The organism is Mucilaginibacter sp. AK015 (assembly GCF_014200785.1).
Classification (GTDB): domain Bacteria; phylum Bacteroidota; class Bacteroidia; order Sphingobacteriales; family Sphingobacteriaceae; genus Mucilaginibacter.
In genome coordinates this window covers 389,249-406,357 of sequence record NZ_JACHCV010000004.1, presented here as the reverse complement: position 1 = coordinate 406,357, position 17,109 = coordinate 389,249, and the positions used below count along the sequence as shown (strand labels likewise).

The following is a 17,109-nucleotide window of genomic DNA, read 5'->3' as shown; positions in this document are numbered from 1 at the left end:
ACGTTAATATGAGCTCCTCCGAAAACTATGATCTGCTGATTCAGAAGATCGACTTTTTTATTCGCAAGTACCATTATAACAACCTGCTGCGCGGGCTGATATTTTTGGGCGCGGGTTTGTTTTCGGCCTATGTATTGATAACCCTTAGCGAGTACTTTGGCAATTTCGACACTACACTGCGCACCATACTGTTCTATTTTTTTATACTTTTAAATTTGGGGTTGCTGGTATGGCTGGTATTACCCCCGCTTTTGGCCCGGTTAAAATTAGGCAGCACCTTAACACATGACCAGGCAGCAGAAATTATTGGCCGCCACTTTAACGATATTAACGATAAACTGCTAAACACCCTTCAGCTAAAAAAGCAGGCTGACGAAAACGCGGCCCACCGCGACCTGATAGAGGCCAGTATCAATCAAAAAATAAAAACGTTAAATCCGGTTAGCTTTCCTTCGGCGGTTAATATCCGCGAGAATAGCAAATACTTGAAGTGGGTTATTCCGCCTGCGGCCGTTATCTGTATCATCGCATTTGCTGCCCCATCGGTATTAACAGAAAGTACCCGGCGGCTTATACGCCACAATGAGTACTTTGCTCCGGTTGCCCCTTTTCAGTTTTTGGTGCTTAACAAAGATCTTTCGGCGGTACAGGGCGAGGATTATAAACTTGAACTTAAATTAACCGGCGATAAGCTGCCTGCGGATATTTATGTAGAAACGGCCAATGCTACGTTTAAACTCGATAAAGACAATATCAGCAAGTTCCATTACCTGTTCACCAACCTTCAAAAAAACACCGCTTTCCGGTTGCTTGGTAACGGTTTTAGATCGGCGCCGTACGAAATAAAGGTCAACCCAAAACCTGTATTGCTGAGCTTTGATGCCGAATTAATTTACCCCGCATATCTTCATAAAAAGAACGAGATTTTAGCCAATGCCGGCGACCTTACCCTGCCCGCCGGCACAACCGTTAACTGGAAATTTCATACTCAAAACACATCGTCGCTGTTATTCAAAATAAATGGTGCAAGCGAAACCCTCCTGCCATCGGACGACAATGTTTTTGAGCACCGCGAGCGGATTTTAAAGAACGCTATTTACAATGTTAGTCCGTTAAACAACGCCGTTACGCGCCCCGATTCGGCAGGCTACCGCATCAATGTTATAGCAGATGAGGCGCCGGCCATTGAAGTACAGGAAAAACCCGATTCGGTAAGTATGAAAGCTATTTATTTTACCGGCAGGGTACAGGACGACCATGGTTTTTCATCCTTAACCTTTCATTACAAAACAGCCGGCACGGGTGTTGGGCGTTCCGTCAGCAAGCCGGTTAAAGTTGACTTATCCGCTACCGAATCAGGGTTCTTTTACCTCTGGAACTTGAAAGATCTGGGCATAAAAGCTGGTGACGCCATTACTTATTATTTCGAGGTAGCCGATAACGACGGTGTTGCCGGCCCCAAAACCGTACGCACGCCCGAGCGTACATTAAATATCCCTGACGCCGCCCAACTGGCAGAACAGTTAAATGCGGGCACCCTGGCGGTTAAACAAAAAATGCAATCGGCCGTAAAGCTGGCCGGGCAACTCGAGAAAAGCGCGCAGAAGCTAAACCAGGCTTTGCTTGATAAAAACAGCCTGTCGTTCGACGAGAAAAAACAAGTTGAAGAATTGCTGCAAAAGCGCAAGGACCTGAATGACCTGGTAAAAGATATACAGGCCGAAAATAAAAAGAACCTCTACAACCGTCAGGAAAATCAGCAGCAAACGCAGGAACTGATAGAGATGCAAAAACAGATAGAAAACCTGTTTAATAACGTGCTCGACGAAAAAACCAAGGAATTGCTTCAAAAACTGCAACAATTACTTCAGGAAAACCAGAAGGACGGCACCCGCGATGAACTGTCAAAAATGCAGATGGACAATAAATCGCTAAAAAAAGAACTTGACCGCATCCTGGAGCTTTACAAAAAACTTGGCTTTGAACAAAAGCTTAATCAAAACATAAACCAACTGAATCAATTAGCCGAAGATCAAAAAAAACTGGCCGATGAGAACCAACGGTCCGGTAATAATAACAATGCCCTGCAGCAGCAACAAAAGCTCAATCAGGATTTTGAGAACGTTAAAAAATCGCTGGACGAACTGCAAAAAGAGAATGAGCAAAACGGAAACAAGCAGGACTTTAAAAACCCAGAGGCTGAAAAGCAGGCAATTGACGAGCAGATGAAGCAAAGCGAAAACGCGTTAAAAAACAACAACCGCCAGCAGGCATCAAAAGCGCAACAGCAAGCCGCAAAACAAATGAAACAGCTTGCCGCTAAATTGCAAAACGATGAAGCCGAAGGCCGGGAAAGCGATAACGCGGTTGATGCACGCCAGTTGCGTGAGTTACTGAAGTCGCTTGTTAACAGCTCGTTTACACAGGAAAAGATCATGCAAATGCTACGGCAAATCAACCCTGCCGACCCTGGATATACAGCCTTGGCACAAAAGCAAAAGGATATCAAAGATAACTTAAAAACAGCCGAGGACAGCCTATACGCATTAAGCCGGCGTATACCCCAGATACAATCGACAGTTAACAAAGAAATTAGCGGCGTTAACGAGCAGATAGACCAGGCGCTGGAGAATTTAGGCGAACGGAAAACACCCGAGGCTATGCGCAACCAGCAGTTTGCCATGACCAGTATGAATAATTTGGCATTGCTATTGAGCGAAGCGCTTGATCAATTGCAAAAGCAGCAAAATAAAAGCGGAAAGGGAAAGGGGAAGCAGCCGTCGCTATCGCAGTTAAGCAAAATGCAGGAGCAGTTAAATAAGAACATGCAAAAAGCACGCGATGAAATGCAAAAAATGGGTAACCCGCAGCAGGGCAAAAACGGCAAACAAGGCATCAGCGAGCAATTTGCTAAAATGGCCCGCGAGCAGCAAATGATCAGGCAATCGTTACAACAGCTAAACCAGGAAAACAATAAAGACGGAACAAACAGTTTGGGAAATTTGGATAAAATTGCAAAAGAAATGGAACAAACTGAGAACGATCTCGTAAACAAGAGAATTACAAACGAGGCGTTGAAACGGCAACAGCAAATACAATCGCGATTGCTGGAGGCTGAAAAAGCGGAACAGGAAAGAGAGCAGGACCAAAAGAGAGAAAGCCGGGCGGCAAATGATATGCCGCCGGGGTATATTAAAGCTTTGCAGGATTACGAGAGGGTTAAGACAAAGCAAACGGAACAGATAAAAACCGTACCGCCAGCACTTAACTTGTACTACAGGCAAAAAATTAAACACTACTTTGATCAACTTAATGGAAAATGATATGGAACAGGCAAATGTTCAAACAGCTCAGCTTTATACACTGCAACTTCCGTCGAAGCACGAAAGCATAACCTTGCTTGAAGCTTTGATAGAAGAAGTAGCGGATAGATACCAGGTGAGTGAGGATACATTTGCCAACATGATGACCTGCCTTAACGAAGCGGTGATGAACGCTATAATCCACGGTAATAAATTAGATCCGGAAAAAACCGTGTTTGTTAATGTAGACGTTGATGCTAAACGCATTGTATGGACGGTGACCGACGAAGGCGCCGGATTTGACTATAACAACCTGGCTGACCCAACCGCACCCGACCGCCTGGAAGAATTAACCGGGCGGGGAGTATTCATTTTAAAACACCTGGCTGACCAATGTATATTTAATGCTACCGGTAACGAGGTTGAACTACATTTTAAAATATAATGCCCGCAATTACCTTCCACGAAGAAGACATAACGTATAAATTAAAAAATAAAACAGCCGTACGCAAGTGGATAACCGACGCCATTGTTACCGAAGGTTACAAGCTGCGCGAGCTTACCTACATTTTTTGTACCGACGAATATCTGCTGCAAATAAATCGCCAATATCTTAATCACGATACTTATACGGATATCATCACGTTTGACAATTCGGATCAGGAAGGCTTTATTGCCGGTGATATATTTATTTCGATTGAACGCATACGTGATAATGCCGCTAAATTTAATGTTACCGAAGCCCAGGAGTTGCATCGCGTTTTGATACACGGAGCCCTGCATTTGGTTGGGTACAAAGACAAATCGCCGGCGGATAAGAAAAAAATGACATCTAAAGAAGATTTCTATTTGGAAAAAAGAAGTTTTTAATAATTAACTTTACATCTGTAAAGCAACTATCTGCGTAAATCACTCGTTACCAATTTAAAAACATGAAATTATTGACATTAATATGCGCCATGATGTTTATTACATCGGCCCCATCATCAGTTTATACATTTAAGCTGAAAACCATCGATGGTAAGGATTTTTCGCTTGCCAAATACAAAGGCAAAAAGCTTCTTATCGTTAACACGGCGTCTAAGTGTGGTTACACTCCGCAATACGCCGAACTGCAAAAGTTGGCAGATCGATACAAAGACAAAGTTGTTGTTGTTGGCTTTCCGGCAAACAACTTTGGCGGACAGGAGCCCGGCACCAATAGCGAGGTAAAAGAATTTTGCCAAAAAAACTATGGGGTTACTTTCCCGCTCAGCTCAAAAGTAAGTGTTAAAGGCGACGACATCGACCCGTTATTTGCTTACCTGACCACTACGGCCAATCCTGATTTTACAGGTGAGATAAAATGGAATTTCGAAAAATTCCTTATCGATGAAAATGGTAAGCTGATACACCGCTACCGCTCAAACGTTAAGCCTTTATCTGAGGATATTACCAGTGCATTATAACAAAAAAGGAGGCTTTCGCCTCCTTTTTTGTTTACTTATACAGCATCATTGTCAAAAAAAATGGTGTTGTGTGCTGATCTTTTTATTAATTATTCTTTTTCTTCTTCGCGGCTTCTTTTGCTGCCTTTTCTTTGGCTTCTTTTATCTTTTTTAGCGAATCTTGTTTGGCCTTTTCTTTTTTCTTAAAAAATCCCTTAAGCAAAAAGTTATTCTGTGCGGCTTTTAAATCCTCGTTCAATGTTTGGGTGGTAGCATGCACACCCTTAATTGTGGTTTTAGCCTGCTTTACAGTCCCTTCCAGGTCCTTAGCCATTTGTTCACTATTCAGCAGGCGCCCAATACTGCCTTTTCCGTTATTAATTTTGGCTACAATATCCGCAAGGTCGCCTGACAGGCTTTCGGCGTTATCCGCCACCTTAGTCAGCTTGGTTACTATCTTATCCACATCAACCGGGTTCACCGATTCCAGTTGGTTGCCCTCCTGAACCTCGGTGTTGCTTTTAACGCCTCCCGGTGCTATAACAACAAGCTTATCACCCATTAAACCGTCGCTGCCAATACTCATTTTCGAATCGGTTTTGATAAACTTTTTAACTGAGTTGTTTAACGTAAGGTCAACCCGTACCGAGCTATCTGTTACAATGTTTATTGATTCTACCACGCCTACATTTATACCGGCAAAGCGCACATTGTTGCCTACGGTAAGGCCGTTAACGTTTTTAAACGTTCCGTAAACTCTAAAGGTAGAGCTGAACATGCTTTTTTGGTTGCCGATGTAAAATACAGCAAGAAATAGTACCAGCATCCCCACTACGGTGAACGCGCCTATTCTTATTTTTTGTGATGATGTGGTTTTCATGTTGTTTCGTTAAAAAATGATCTTACCAATTCGTCGTCCGAGTTTTTTAGCTCATCAAACAAGCCTTCGGCTATATATGTCCCTTCGTTCATGATCACTACGCGGTCGGCCGTAATTTTGGCGCATTCCATGTCGTGGGTGATGATGATAGAGGATGTTTTGTACTTTTTTTGAATTTTCAGGATAAGCTCGCTTATTTCGCGCGAGGTGATCGGATCAAGTCCGGTCGTAGGTTCGTCGTAGAGCATAATTTCGGGCCGTACGATCATTGTTCTGGCCAGCCCCGCACGTTTGCGCATCCCGCCCGAAAGGTCTGATGGCAGCTTATCTATAGCATCCAGGAGGCCCACACCATCCAGTGCTTCTTCTACCCGCTTATCTAATTCGGCCTGATCCGTGATCTTAAGGATTCGGGTAAGCGGAAACTCAAGGTTATCCCTCACGGTCATAGAATCATACAGCGCCCCGCTTTGGAACAGGAAGCCCACCTTAGTACGCAGGTTTTTCAACTCATCATCGTTCATCAGGGCCACATCATCGCCAAAAACCTTCACAGTACCGCTATCGGGCGTAAGCAGGCCAACAATACATTGTATAGTAACGGATTTGCCCTGGCCGGATTTACCGAGCACCACTACATTTTCGCCGCGTTTAACCTTCAGGTTTATATCCTTAAGCACTTCCTTATCGCCGAACGATTTGGAAATATGATCGATATCCACCACTACCTCGTTTGCAGTTTCGGCCATGTCTGGATTAGTTTGTTTTATCTTTTCCATGGTTTACCTGTAAAATAATATGCTGGTGATCTGTACGGCAACCGCGTCGATAACAAATATCCACAGGGATGCGGTTACCACGGCCGAGTTTGCGGCGATGCCCACACTTTCGGTGCCTTTGTTAGAATTATATCCTTTATAGCAGCCCACAAATCCAATGGCGAAACCAAAGAACACGGTTTTGATAAGCGCTGGGAAAAAATCATAGAATTCAAGTGATGAGATGCATTTATGAAAATAAAGCGGAAAACTAACGTCATCGGTAAAGTTTAACGCTAAATAGCCGCCGAAAAGCCCTATCGCGTCGCCAATAAGTGTTAATAAGGGAATCATCAGGCTGGTTGAAATAATGCGGGTCACTACCAGGTACTGCAATGGGTTTGCTCCTGATACTTCCATGGCATCTATCTGCTCGGTAACCTTCATGCTGCCAAGCTCGGCACCAATGCCCGATGCTATTTTACCCGCGCAAATTATGGCGATGATAACCGGCCCTATTTCGCGCACAAAGGCTACCGCCAGCGTTTTTGGCAAAATGCTTTCGGCCCCCATTTCTAACATAGACGGCCTGAGCTGCAGGATGAGCACCAACCCCATGATAAACGAGGTGATGCCCACCAGCATCATTGAGCGATAACCTATTTCGTAACACTGGCGCACAAACTCCGACCATTCAAAACCGCCCCTGAAAATATTGCGGAAAAAGCCTTTGAAGAAAACGCCTTGTTCTCCTATGCCTTCAAGCCATCTTTTATATCCGGGAATTGCCTGTTCTGCCATAAGTTTCTTATTACTTGCCAGTTATAAACAAATCATCGCCAAATTGTTTTTGGCTACCCGAATTTTATTTTGATGCAGCTTACAGCATCGGTACTTCTATGATCAAAATCCGGCTTTCACTATTTGTTTCTATTGTGAAAGTATTTGTGTCATAAACACCAATAGCATCTCTTTTGTTTAAAACACTACCGGCAATTGTGGCGTTACCGTCAATCAAGAATACATAAGCGCCGTTCCCGGCTGTTTTCATCGTATAATCCACCTTTTGCCCCGCATCGAATTTCCCCTGCGAGAAGGTAGTATCCTGGTTCAACCAAAGCGTTTCCTCGCTTTTTACAGGCGATATCATGGTGGTAAACTGGTTCTGAACCATTACATCGCTAAAGTTTTTTTGGTCGTACCGGGGTTGTATATTGCGCAGTTTAGGGAATACCCATATCTGTAATGCTTTAGCAGGCTCGGTTTGCGATGGGTTATATTCTGAATGCACCACTCCTGTGCCGGCTGACATTACCTGCACATCGCCCGGTTTTATAATACCTTTGTTACCCATACTGTCTTTATGCTCAACCGCGCCTTCCAACACTATAGTAGTTATCTCCATATTGTCGTGCGGGTGGCTGCCAAAGCCCATCCCCTGGGCAATGGTATCATCATTTAATACCCTAAGCGCACCAAAGTGAACTTTGTCGGGGTTATGGTAAGGACCAAAACTGAATGAAAAATTTGCCTTTAACCAGCCAATATCATTGTGGCCTCTTTCGTTTGCGGGATGAAATACTGTTTTCATTTTTTTATCTTGTTGGCTATATAAATAAACGTTATGTAATTAAATACATGTTTAAACATACAATATTTATTCCACAATTTAATTATGCGTATTTTTGTGCGTAAAACTGACCATTAATGGCATATAGAGCAATTATAGCAGGCGCAAGCGGCCTTATTGGCAGTAATTTACTAAATATATTACTGGAGGCGCCCCGGTATAGCGAAGTTTTGGTGCTCGTACGGCGCCAACTGCCAATTCAGCATAAAAAGTTGACTCAATTGGTAATAAACTTTGACGAGTTAGAAAAGTATCACGCAGCAATAGCCGGCCACGCCGTGTTCTGTTGCCTGGGTACTACCAAAAGTCAAACTCCTGACGAAAAAAGATATCGGCAGATAGATCACGACTACCCGCTGCTGCTGGCTAAATTTGCACAGCAAAACCAGGTTGATCAGTTTCATGTGGTATCGGCTATAGGGGCCGATAAAACGTCGGTGTTTTTTTACACAAAACTAAAGGGAGAACTTGAAGACGATTTGAAGCAGGTGGGCTTAAAAAGCCTTCATATTTACCAGCCTTCAATGTTAACAGGCCACCGGGATAAACCCCGGCCGGCAGAAAAGCTTATCGGCGGCCTGTTTAAAATAATAGACCCGCTACTGCTTGGGCGATTAAAAAAATACCGCAGCGTTAACGGCGCTACGCTTGCCCATGCCATGTATAAAAAATCATTAGAAGACGCTGCGGGCATTTTTACATATACATCTGATAAAATAAATAAGATTTAGTGAGCACTTATATATCGGCCGAAAATTTAGGCCACTCTTTTCATGATAACTGGTTATTTAAAAACCTTACCATCGGTATAAACAGGGGCCGAAGGGTTGCGCTTGTAGGCATTAACGGTGCAGGCAAGTCTACCCTGTTAAAGATCCTCTCAGGTTCGTTAAAACCAACTGAGGGTAATGTTGCGCAAAGTAAAGACCTTAATGTTGGCTACCTGGAGCAGGACCCGCATTTTAAAGGGGCGGTAACCATAAGCGATTACATTTTTCACGCCGATAACATACAGCAACAGCTGATACGCCGGTACGAGGAGTTGTTAGAAAACGACCCCGAAAACATGAGGGAAATGGATAAGGTGATGGAAGCAATGAGCGAGATAGATGCCTGGGAATATGAATATAAGATCAAGACTATTTTAGGCCGGCTTGATATACATCATCTTAATCAGCACATTAGCACGCTTTCAGGCGGTCAGAAGAAACGTTTGGCTTTAGCTAAACTATTAATTGAGGATCCGGAGATCTACATTTTAGATGAGCCTACCAATCACCTTGATATTGACACTATTGAGTGGCTGGAAAAACTATTGACAGAAGGCAGCAAGACCATTTTGATGGTTACGCACGACAGGTATTTCCTGGATAACGTTTGTAACGAGATACTGGAGATAGACCGGGGCAAGATCATCCCCTATGTAGGCAACTACGGCTATTTTTTAGAAAAAAAAGCCGAACGCGAAGCAGTGGACGAAGCAACATTCCAAAAAAACGCCAATTTATTACGCAAAGAGCTGGAATGGATGCGCAGGCAGCCTAAAGCACGTGGCACCAAATCAAAATCAAGGATAGATGCTTTTTATGACCTGGAATCGAAGACGAAGAACAACGGGCCTAAACAAAATGTTGAACTAAGTGTAAAAACAGCGCGCCAGGGCAATAAGATAATGGAAATGCACCATATCAGCAAAGGCTTTAATGGCACCACCTATATAGAAGATTTTAGTTATGTATTTAAAAAGGGCGATCGCATAGGTTTAGCCGGTAAAAACGGAAGCGGCAAGTCGACGTTATTGAACCTGATCACTGGGGGGTTACCGCCGGATAGCGGGGAGATCGTAAAGGGAGAAACAACTGTTATCGGTTATTTTAACCAGGCCGGTTTAAGTTTTAAAGAGGATGAACGCGTAATTGATATCGTAAAAAATGTAGCTGAATTTATTACGATGGCCGATGGCAAGCTAATATCAGCTTCGGCGTTGCTAACCTTGTTCCTGTTCCCTCCTGCCAAGCAGTACGGCATGGTTTCAAAATTAAGTGGTGGAGAAAAGAAACGGCTGCACTTGATGAGCATCCTGATTAAAAACCCAAATTTTCTGATACTGGATGAGCCAACTAACGATCTTGACATTGATACTTTAAATGTGCTGGAGGAGTTTTTGACAAATTTCCCTGGAATTTTGATCATGGTATCGCACGACAGGTATTTACTTGACAAGTTAACCGATCAGTTATTTATTATGGAAGGCCAGGGAAAGGTTTTAATTTATAACGGTAATTATACTTCGTACCGGTTAGAACTTGAGGAAACCAAGCAACAAAACAAGAAACCTATCGCCCCCGCTATGGTTGCATCGCCACAGCCGGCACAAAAAGTTAAGTTGAGTTTTAAAGAAGAAAAAGAATTTGAGGGGCTTGAAAAAGAGATAGAAGACATTGAAGCGAAATTGAAAGAAACGGCCGATGCATTGAATACAATAAACATCGACCCGAAGGAGTTGAATAAGCTTACCGACAAGATCGCTTATTTAAATAAACAACTCGATAGCAAAACTGCCCGGTGGATGGAATTGGGAGAATTAAAAGGGGCTTGATCATGAAAGAATCAGACATCATAGCATCAGTTGGCGTTATTATTTTATTGATCGCATTTCTGTTAAATATGTTTAAGAAAACTTCGGCACAAAGTCGTTTATATACAGGCATGAACTTTATTGGTGCCGGGACATGCTGTTTTGCGTCATTTTTGATCGATTTTTACCCATTTGTGGTATTAGAGGGCATTTGGGGCTTATTTGCTTTATACTCGTTTATAAATGTTCCACGTGGAACATCTAAATAAGAAAATACATAATGTTCCACGTGGAACATGGAGGTTATATGTTTAAAAAATATAATGTAATAGTTGTTGGCGCGGGGCACGCCGGCTGTGAAGCTGCTGCTGCCGCTGCAAATTTAGGCTCGTCTGTTTTACTTATCACCATGAATATGGGGACAATAGCACAGATGAGCTGCAACCCTGCTATGGGTGGCGTAGCCAAGGGACAAATTGTTAGAGAAATAGACGCGTTAGGAGGTTATTCAGGAATCATTACCGACAAGACCTCGCTACAATTCAGGATGTTGAATTCGAGCAAGGGCCCTGCTATGTGGAGCCCACGGGCACAAAGCGACCGTATGCGTTTTGCAGAAGAATGGCGGATAGCCTTAGAGAAAACCCCAAATGTCGATTTCTGGCAGGATACCGTTACCTCCCTATTGGTTAAAGGCAATACTGTGGTTGGTGTAAAAACATCAATAGGTATAGAAATTGAGGCAGATTCGGTAGTACTTACAAATGGCACATTCTTAAACGGCGTTATTCATATAGGTGAAAAGAAGTTTGGCGGCGGCCGTACGGGCGAAAAAGCCGCAACGGGCTTGACCGAGCAATTACTAACCCTGGGCTTTGAATCGGGCAGGATGAAGACCGGTACCCCACCCCGCGTGGATGGCCGAAGCCTTAACTACTCGTTAATGGAAGAGCAATGGGGCGACAAAGAACGCGGCCGTTTCTCATATACCGACGTACCATTAGCAACCGACCAGCGCTGCTGTTGGATCACCTATACAAACACCCACGTACACGAAACATTAAAAGAAGGATTCGAAAGATCGCCCATGTTTACCGGTCGCATTAAAGGTTTAGGCCCACGCTACTGTCCGTCTATAGAAGACAAAATAAACCGTTTTGCAGAGCGCGACCGCCACCAGATATTTGTTGAGCCTGAAGGTTGGAACACTGTAGAAATATATGTAAATGGCTTTTCAACTTCGCTGCCCGAGGATGTACAGTACAAAGCGCTGACACAAATACCCGGCTTTGAGGCTGCAAAAATGTTCAGGCCCGGCTATGCGATCGAGTATGATTTCTTCCCGCCTACCCAGTTAAATTTAACCTTGGAGACTAAATTGATAAGCAACTTATATTTTGCCGGACAAATTAACGGTACTACCGGTTACGAGGAAGCTGCCTCGCAGGGTTTTATCGCAGGCATTAATGCCCATCAAAAAATCAACGATAAACACGAATTAATATTAAAAAGGTCGGAGTCATATATTGGTGTACTTATAGATGACCTGGTAACAAAGGGAACAGAAGAACCCTATCGTATGTTCACTTCAAGAGCCGAGCACCGACTGCTGCTTCGCCAGGATAACGCTGATATACGGCTTAGCCCACTGGGACACGAACTTGGTTTGATAAGCGACGAACGACTGGACAAGGTAAGCCGAAAGGTCAAAAATTCTGACGAGATAGTTGCGTATACAAAGATCAAGAGTATTAACCCTGCCGAAGTTAATGGCTTGTTAGAAGAAAATGGCACCTCTCCTATTAATCAAAGCGCCAAATTATTCAACTTATTAACCCGGCCGCAGATTGGCTTTAATGAGTTAAAGCGGGTAGATGCCTCATTGCAAGATAAGTTATCGCTTCATGATAAAGAAACTATTGAGCAAGCTGAAATAAAAATCAAGTACGAGAGTTACTTTATTAAAGAAAGGGAAATTGTGGACCGGATGAAAAAAATGGAAGACCGGGAAATAAATCCGGATTTTAATTATCAACAGCTTGTTTCGCTTTCAAAAGAAGCGCGTGAAAAGCTGATGCGGATAAAACCCCGAACATTAGGGCAGGCATCACGCATTTCGGGCGTTTCGCCGTCTGATGTATCGGTTTTAATGGTCCATGTGTCCAGATAATATATAACACGTTGTAAATCAAATAATTATAAAATATTGGCTACAATGCATTTTTTCAGATTTTTAATATCACAATTCATCAAAACATAAAAATCGTTTATAGGGCATAAAAACAATGTTAAATCCAAAATCGGTTATTTTCAGCAAAAATTTCATTTTCATACTGGCGGTGTTAACGTTTGTTGGTTGTGCAAGCATCCAAAAACCAATGGGTGGCCCACGCGATCTCACCCCGCCAAAATTAATAAAGGCCACGCCCGAAAACATGACCCGTAATTTTAAGGCGAAAGAAATTATATTAGAGTTTGACGAGTTTATTAAATTGAGCAACGCTTACCAGGAAATAAGCATTAGCCCAGCACAGGAAAAACCGGCCGAGTATAAAGGAAACCGGAAAACCCTGACCATTGACTTTAAAGACTCGCTTGAAAAAAATACAACCTACGTTATCAACTTTGGTAAAGCTATACAGGATGTAAATGAAAGTAATGTGCTCACCAACTTTACTTACGTTTTCTCAACAGGCCCCCACATCGATTCGTTAAGCATGTCGGGAACCGTTATAAACAGCACAACCCAGGAAAAGGAAAAGGACGCAACAGTAATGATATTCCCGGTAAGTCAGGATTCGTTGATATTTGGCAAAAAGAAACCAAGCATTTTTACAACAACCGATTCGTCCGGTAACTTTTCTTTGAATAACCTTCACGACGGCGAGTACAAAATTTACGCGCTAAAAGAACAAAGCCCCAATAAAATATTTGATAACGATAAAGAGCTGATCGCCTTTTCAAACAAAACCATAAACCTTACTAAAGACAGCGCCAACATAAAGCTATCATTGTTCCAGCAAATACCCGAAAAATTCCGGCTCACGGAAAAGAAGTTTACGAATGATGGTATCCTTTCGCTAATATTTAATAAGCGCTTAGACAACCCTTCACTAAAAATAATTTACCCGCCGGCGCTTGATAATCAAAAGATTGTTGATATCAGCAAAACTAAAGATACCGCGCTGGTTTTTATGCGTAATATGGAGTTTGACTCGTTACGTGTGGCTATATATGATAATAATAAACCTATAGATACAATTTACCAGCTTAAAGGGCTCAAGGAAAAATTTGCACGTAACGTCACTTTTAAATATAACATAAACCGGGATAACAAATTAAGGCCTAACGCAGACCTGCGTATTACAGCTAATTTGCCTTTAGAAACGTTCGACCAGGGCCTTATAGTCTTAACACAAGATTCGGTTAACATTACCAACTTTACAATTCAAAAAGATACCGCAGATGCCCGCAGTGTTCTGCTAAAGTACCGCTTCAGACCCGGTAGTAAATATCAGCTGCTTTTAAATGAATCGGCATTTACCGACATCTACGGAGACAAAAATAAACGTACAGGGGCCAACTTTGAAGGCGATAAGCCGGAAAATTATAGCCAGCTCACCCTTAAAATAACGGTACCTGATACCAGTAAGCGCTATGTGGTAGAGCTGCTGAACGAGCAAAAGACCGTAATGCGCAGCGACCCTGTACGCGGTAATACTTCTGTTGTATATAAAAACTTTTTGACCGGTAAATACCGGGTAAGGGTGATATATGATGCCAACAGGAACGGCCGCTGGGATAGTGGGAATGTACGGTTAAAGGCCCAGCCCGAAAATATTTGGTTGTACGAAAAGGAAATAACTTTACGCCCAAACTGGGAAGCTGAAGAGCCTGTAAGTATCCCGAGGGAGCAGGCTAATCCATAAACCAACCCGAGTACATGATATAGTTTTGAGGTAACTTGTTCAATAAAGCCTTTTGCTCATCAGTAAGGGGCTTTATTTTTTTAGCGGGCGTGCCCGCATACAGGTATCCCGATTCGCAGATGGTCCTTTCCAAAACTACAGATCCTGCCCCAATAACCACATAGTCTTCCACCACGGCATCATCCATAACAATGGCGCCCATACCGATTAAAACATTATCTTTAAGTGTACAGCCGTGTACAATGGCATTATGGCCAATAGATACGTTGTTACCGATGTTAGTTGGCGCTTTCAAATATGTAGCATGTATAACCGCTCCATCCTGGATGTTGGTATTATCTCCTATTCTAATATAATGCACATCACCCCTGATAACCGCGTTAAACCATACCGAGCAGTTATTACCCATTACTACATCACCAACAATGGTGGCGTTCTCGGCAATAAAACAGTGGGTACCCCACTGAGGCGATTTATCTTTTACGGGTAGTATAACAGGCATGTTTATTTGAGCTAAAAGGTGAAAGGATAAAGGTAAAAGCTTTTGAAAACTTATCTCAAAAATTGTTATGTTTGGGGGCTATATAAGCGGAAATAGCTCAGCTGGTAGAGCATCAGTTTCCCAAACTGAAGGCCGCGGGTTCGAATCCCGTTTTCCGCTCTTTAAAATATCCAACTGTCATTGCTTTACCCGCTATGGCGTTCTTCCGTTAAAACACCGTATCCTCCAAAACCTCCTGATGTTCCGGATAATCAGTGGTATAATGCAAACCCCTGCTTTCGTGCCTGGCCATGGCCGATTTTACGACCAGGTAGCTCACCTGAATTAAGTTCCGTAACTCGCAAAGTTTCACAGAAAGCTTTGTTTTTTTATAAAAATCTTCAGTTTCTTCATATAATAACCGCAAACGGCGCATAGCCCTTTCCAAACGGAAATCAGAACGAACGATCCCCACATAGTCATTCATCAGCTTTTGCATCTCGCGTATGTTGTGGGTAACCAAAATATCTTCATTCAATAATTTTACGCCGTGTTCATCCCAGTCGGGTATATTAACTGGTATCTCCAGTTCGTTAAAACCGACGATGGCATCTTTATAAATACGATGGGCGAACACTAATGCTTCTAATAAGGAATTAGAGGCCAAACGGTTAGCCCCATGCAAACCTGTTGACGAGCATTCGCCGCAAGCATAAAGGCGGTTAATAGATGAGCGCCCCTGGTGATTAACCATTATTCCCCCGCACATATAGTGGCAGGCAGGTGCTACAGGTATCATGTCGCGGGTCATATCAATACCTATATCTAAACATTTAGCGTATATATTGGGGAAATGCGCTAAAATATCCTTCTTCTTTTTGTGGCGGACATCCAGGTAAACGAAATCCTCGCCCGATTTCTTTATCTCTGCATCAATAGCGCGTGCAACAATATCCCGCGGCGCCAATGATTTACGCGGATCATATTCCTGCATAAACTCCTCTCCATTGGTACGTCGTAATATTCCGCCGAATCCGCGTACGGCTTCTGATATTAAAAAAGACGGATACTCTCCGGGGTTATATAATGCAGTTGGATGAAACTGGATAAACTCCATATTACGCACTTTACCTTTTGCACGATATACCATAGCTACACCGTCACCGGTAGCTATAACGGGGTTGGTAGTTACCGAATAAATATGCCCGGCCCCGCCAGACGCCATAACAGTAATTTTTGATTCTATCCTTTCTACCTGGTTATCTTCGGTATTAAAGGCATAAATACCATAACACTTTATATTATTTGATGATTTATCAACAAACTCCCCGAGGTGATGCTGTGTGATCAAGTCGACCGCGAAGTAATGGGTCAGTATTTCGATATTGGGTTCGCGGTGTATCTCTTCTAACAACGACCGTTCAATTTCAAACCCGGTAATATCCTTGTAATGCAGTACCCTGAATTCGCTGTGCCCACCCTCTTTTGCCAGGTCATAAATACCTTCGTTGGTTTTATCAAAGTTTGTTCCGTAGTCAATTATTTCACGAATACGCTCCGGTCCTTCTTTAACCACAGCCTCCACAACTTCCTTATCACACAGCCCATCGCCGGCTATCAGCGTATCATTTATATGTTTTTCAAAAGAATCTTCTTTTTTATCAACAACCACAGCTACACCGCCCTGGGCATACTTAGTGTTACTTTCATCTTCGTTAGCTTTTGTAACTATCAGTACCTTACCATGCTTCGCGGCCTTTAGTGCAAAACTTAATCCGGCGATACCCGATCCTACAACAAGGAAATCAACAGTTCTGGTCATCTTTAATATATGTATTGTGTAAAATTAGCCTTTATGTTAATAAGGGGCGCAAAACATGTTAACTTTGTGTAAGTAATTTTCTAACAAATATTCAGATGGTTGATAACTCTTAAAACTGACTATTTTGACAGTTACTTTTGAGCAATTTGTAAGACGATTTTGAGAGATAACTAACATTTTATTGAGCAGCTAATTATTAACAAATAAGTATTTAAATTAAAACTTGTTTGGCATAGCAATCTTATAATCAATTAAATAAAAAATAAAATTGAATTGTTAAATGTTAGTAAACAGTGAAAAAC

General features: G+C 42.6%; 15 protein-coding genes and 1 tRNA gene. 10 read left to right on the top strand and 6 right to left on the bottom strand.

The window, feature by feature from the left end; genetic code table 11:
- Window positions 1-8: 8 nt before the first annotated feature.
- The 4 genes from HDC91_RS16730 (at window position 9) to HDC91_RS16715 (ending at window position 4,750) form a co-directional block, all read left to right on the top strand.
- A complete protein-coding gene (locus tag HDC91_RS16730; RefSeq protein ID WP_183554110.1) occupies window positions 9-3,323 on the top strand; it encodes a DUF4175 family protein in 3,315 nt (1,104 codons plus the stop codon).
- Window positions 3,313-3,747 (top strand): ATP-binding protein, encoded by a 435-nt coding sequence (locus HDC91_RS16725; RefSeq protein ID WP_255476766.1) that lies wholly within the window; start codon window positions 3,313-3,315, stop codon window positions 3,745-3,747. Before HDC91_RS16730 ends, HDC91_RS16725 begins: the two co-directional genes overlap by 11 nt.
- On the top strand, window positions 3,747-4,172 hold the full coding sequence (gene ybeY / locus HDC91_RS16720; protein ID WP_183554108.1) for an rRNA maturation RNase YbeY: 426 nt from the start codon (window positions 3,747-3,749) through the stop codon (window positions 4,170-4,172). The genes HDC91_RS16725 and ybeY overlap by 1 nt, the downstream gene beginning before the upstream one ends.
- A gap of 62 nt (window positions 4,173-4,234) precedes the next feature.
- A complete protein-coding gene (locus HDC91_RS16715; protein ID WP_183554102.1) occupies window positions 4,235-4,750 on the top strand; it encodes a glutathione peroxidase in 516 nt (171 codons plus the stop codon).
- Window positions 4,751-4,835: 85 nt separating this feature from the next.
- Here HDC91_RS16715 and HDC91_RS16710 read toward each other — a convergent pair whose 3' ends face one another.
- The 4 genes from HDC91_RS16710 to HDC91_RS16695 all read right to left on the bottom strand — a co-directional run bounded on the left by HDC91_RS16710 (window position 4,836) and on the right by HDC91_RS16695 (window position 7,958).
- A complete protein-coding gene (locus HDC91_RS16710) occupies window positions 4,836-5,609 on the bottom strand; it encodes an MlaD family protein (protein WP_183554100.1) in 774 nt (257 codons plus the stop codon).
- Window positions 5,606-6,388 (bottom strand): ABC transporter ATP-binding protein, encoded by a 783-nt coding sequence (locus tag HDC91_RS16705; protein ID WP_255476765.1) that lies wholly within the window; start codon window positions 6,386-6,388, stop codon window positions 5,606-5,608. Before HDC91_RS16705 ends, HDC91_RS16710 begins: the two co-directional genes overlap by 4 nt.
- A 3-nt stretch (window positions 6,389-6,391) precedes the next feature.
- Window positions 6,392-7,168, bottom strand: coding sequence for an ABC transporter permease (locus tag HDC91_RS16700; protein ID WP_183554098.1), 777 nt, complete (start codon window positions 7,166-7,168; stop codon window positions 6,392-6,394).
- Window positions 7,169-7,247: 79 nt separating this feature from the next.
- Complete coding sequence (locus HDC91_RS16695) at window positions 7,248-7,958, bottom strand: pirin family protein (RefSeq protein ID WP_183554096.1); 711 nt, start codon at window positions 7,956-7,958, stop codon at window positions 7,248-7,250.
- 116 nt (window positions 7,959-8,074) lie between these two features.
- On the opposite strand from HDC91_RS16695, the gene HDC91_RS16690 reads away from it, so the two are divergent.
- The 5 genes from HDC91_RS16690 (at window position 8,075) to HDC91_RS16670 (ending at window position 14,504) form a co-directional block, all read left to right on the top strand.
- Complete coding sequence (locus HDC91_RS16690) at window positions 8,075-8,728, top strand: NAD(P)H-binding protein (protein ID WP_183554094.1); 654 nt, start codon at window positions 8,075-8,077, stop codon at window positions 8,726-8,728.
- On the top strand, window positions 8,728-10,596 hold the full coding sequence (locus HDC91_RS16685; protein WP_183554092.1) for an ABC-F family ATP-binding cassette domain-containing protein: 1,869 nt from the start codon (window positions 8,728-8,730) through the stop codon (window positions 10,594-10,596). Before HDC91_RS16690 ends, HDC91_RS16685 begins: the two co-directional genes overlap by 1 nt.
- Window positions 10,597-10,598: 2 nt before the next feature.
- Window positions 10,599-10,844, top strand: a complete 246-nt coding sequence (locus HDC91_RS16680) for a hypothetical protein (protein WP_221262208.1) — start codon at window positions 10,599-10,601, stop codon at window positions 10,842-10,844.
- Between the two features lie 38 nt (window positions 10,845-10,882).
- Complete coding sequence (gene mnmG / locus HDC91_RS16675; RefSeq protein ID WP_183554334.1) at window positions 10,883-12,745, top strand: tRNA uridine-5-carboxymethylaminomethyl(34) synthesis enzyme MnmG; 1,863 nt, start codon at window positions 10,883-10,885, stop codon at window positions 12,743-12,745.
- Between the two features lie 115 nt (window positions 12,746-12,860).
- Window positions 12,861-14,504: an Ig-like domain-containing domain gene (locus tag HDC91_RS16670; RefSeq protein ID WP_183554090.1), complete on the top strand. Its 1,644-nt coding sequence runs from the start codon at window positions 12,861-12,863 to the stop codon at window positions 14,502-14,504.
- On the opposite strand, the gene HDC91_RS16665 is transcribed toward HDC91_RS16670, so the two are convergent.
- A complete protein-coding gene (locus HDC91_RS16665; protein WP_183554088.1) occupies window positions 14,494-15,006 on the bottom strand; it encodes a gamma carbonic anhydrase family protein in 513 nt (170 codons plus the stop codon). The genes HDC91_RS16670 and HDC91_RS16665 overlap by 11 nt on opposite strands.
- An 86-nt stretch (window positions 15,007-15,092) precedes the next feature.
- Between HDC91_RS16665 and HDC91_RS16660 the strand changes: the two genes are divergently transcribed.
- A tRNA-Gly gene (locus tag HDC91_RS16660) sits at window positions 15,093-15,165 on the top strand.
- Window positions 15,166-15,214: 49 nt separating this feature from the next.
- Here HDC91_RS16660 and nadB read toward each other — a convergent pair.
- On the bottom strand, window positions 15,215-16,807 hold the full coding sequence (gene nadB, locus HDC91_RS16655; protein WP_183554086.1) for an L-aspartate oxidase: 1,593 nt from the start codon (window positions 16,805-16,807) through the stop codon (window positions 15,215-15,217).
- Window positions 16,808-17,109: the final 302 nt, after the last annotated feature.

Coding starts and splice junctions, on each gene's coding strand:
- HDC91_RS16730 (WP_183554110.1), top strand. CDS start 9: ATGAGCTCCTCCGAAAACTATGATCTGCTGATTCAGAAGATCGACTTT.
- HDC91_RS16725 (WP_255476766.1), top strand. CDS start 3,313: ATGGAAAATGATATGGAACAGGCAAATGTTCAAACAGCTCAGCTTTAT.
- ybeY (WP_183554108.1), top strand. CDS start 3,747: ATGCCCGCAATTACCTTCCACGAAGAAGACATAACGTATAAATTAAAA.
- HDC91_RS16715 (WP_183554102.1), top strand. CDS start 4,235: ATGAAATTATTGACATTAATATGCGCCATGATGTTTATTACATCGGCC.
- HDC91_RS16710 (WP_183554100.1), bottom strand. CDS start 5,609: ATGAAAACCACATCATCACAAAAAATAAGAATAGGCGCGTTCACCGTA.
- HDC91_RS16705 (WP_255476765.1), bottom strand. CDS start 6,388: ATGGAAAAGATAAAACAAACTAATCCAGACATGGCCGAAACTGCAAAC.
- HDC91_RS16700 (WP_183554098.1), bottom strand. CDS start 7,168: ATGGCAGAACAGGCAATTCCCGGATATAAAAGATGGCTTGAAGGCATA.
- HDC91_RS16695 (WP_183554096.1), bottom strand. CDS start 7,958: ATGAAAACAGTATTTCATCCCGCAAACGAAAGAGGCCACAATGATATT.
- HDC91_RS16690 (WP_183554094.1), top strand. CDS start 8,075: ATGGCATATAGAGCAATTATAGCAGGCGCAAGCGGCCTTATTGGCAGT.
- HDC91_RS16680 (WP_221262208.1), top strand. CDS start 10,599: ATGAAAGAATCAGACATCATAGCATCAGTTGGCGTTATTATTTTATTG.
- mnmG (WP_183554334.1), top strand. CDS start 10,883: ATGTTTAAAAAATATAATGTAATAGTTGTTGGCGCGGGGCACGCCGGC.
- HDC91_RS16670 (WP_183554090.1), top strand. CDS start 12,861: ATGTTAAATCCAAAATCGGTTATTTTCAGCAAAAATTTCATTTTCATA.
- HDC91_RS16665 (WP_183554088.1), bottom strand. CDS start 15,006: ATGCCTGTTATACTACCCGTAAAAGATAAATCGCCTCAGTGGGGTACC.
- nadB (WP_183554086.1), bottom strand. CDS start 16,807: ATGACCAGAACTGTTGATTTCCTTGTTGTAGGATCGGGTATCGCCGGA.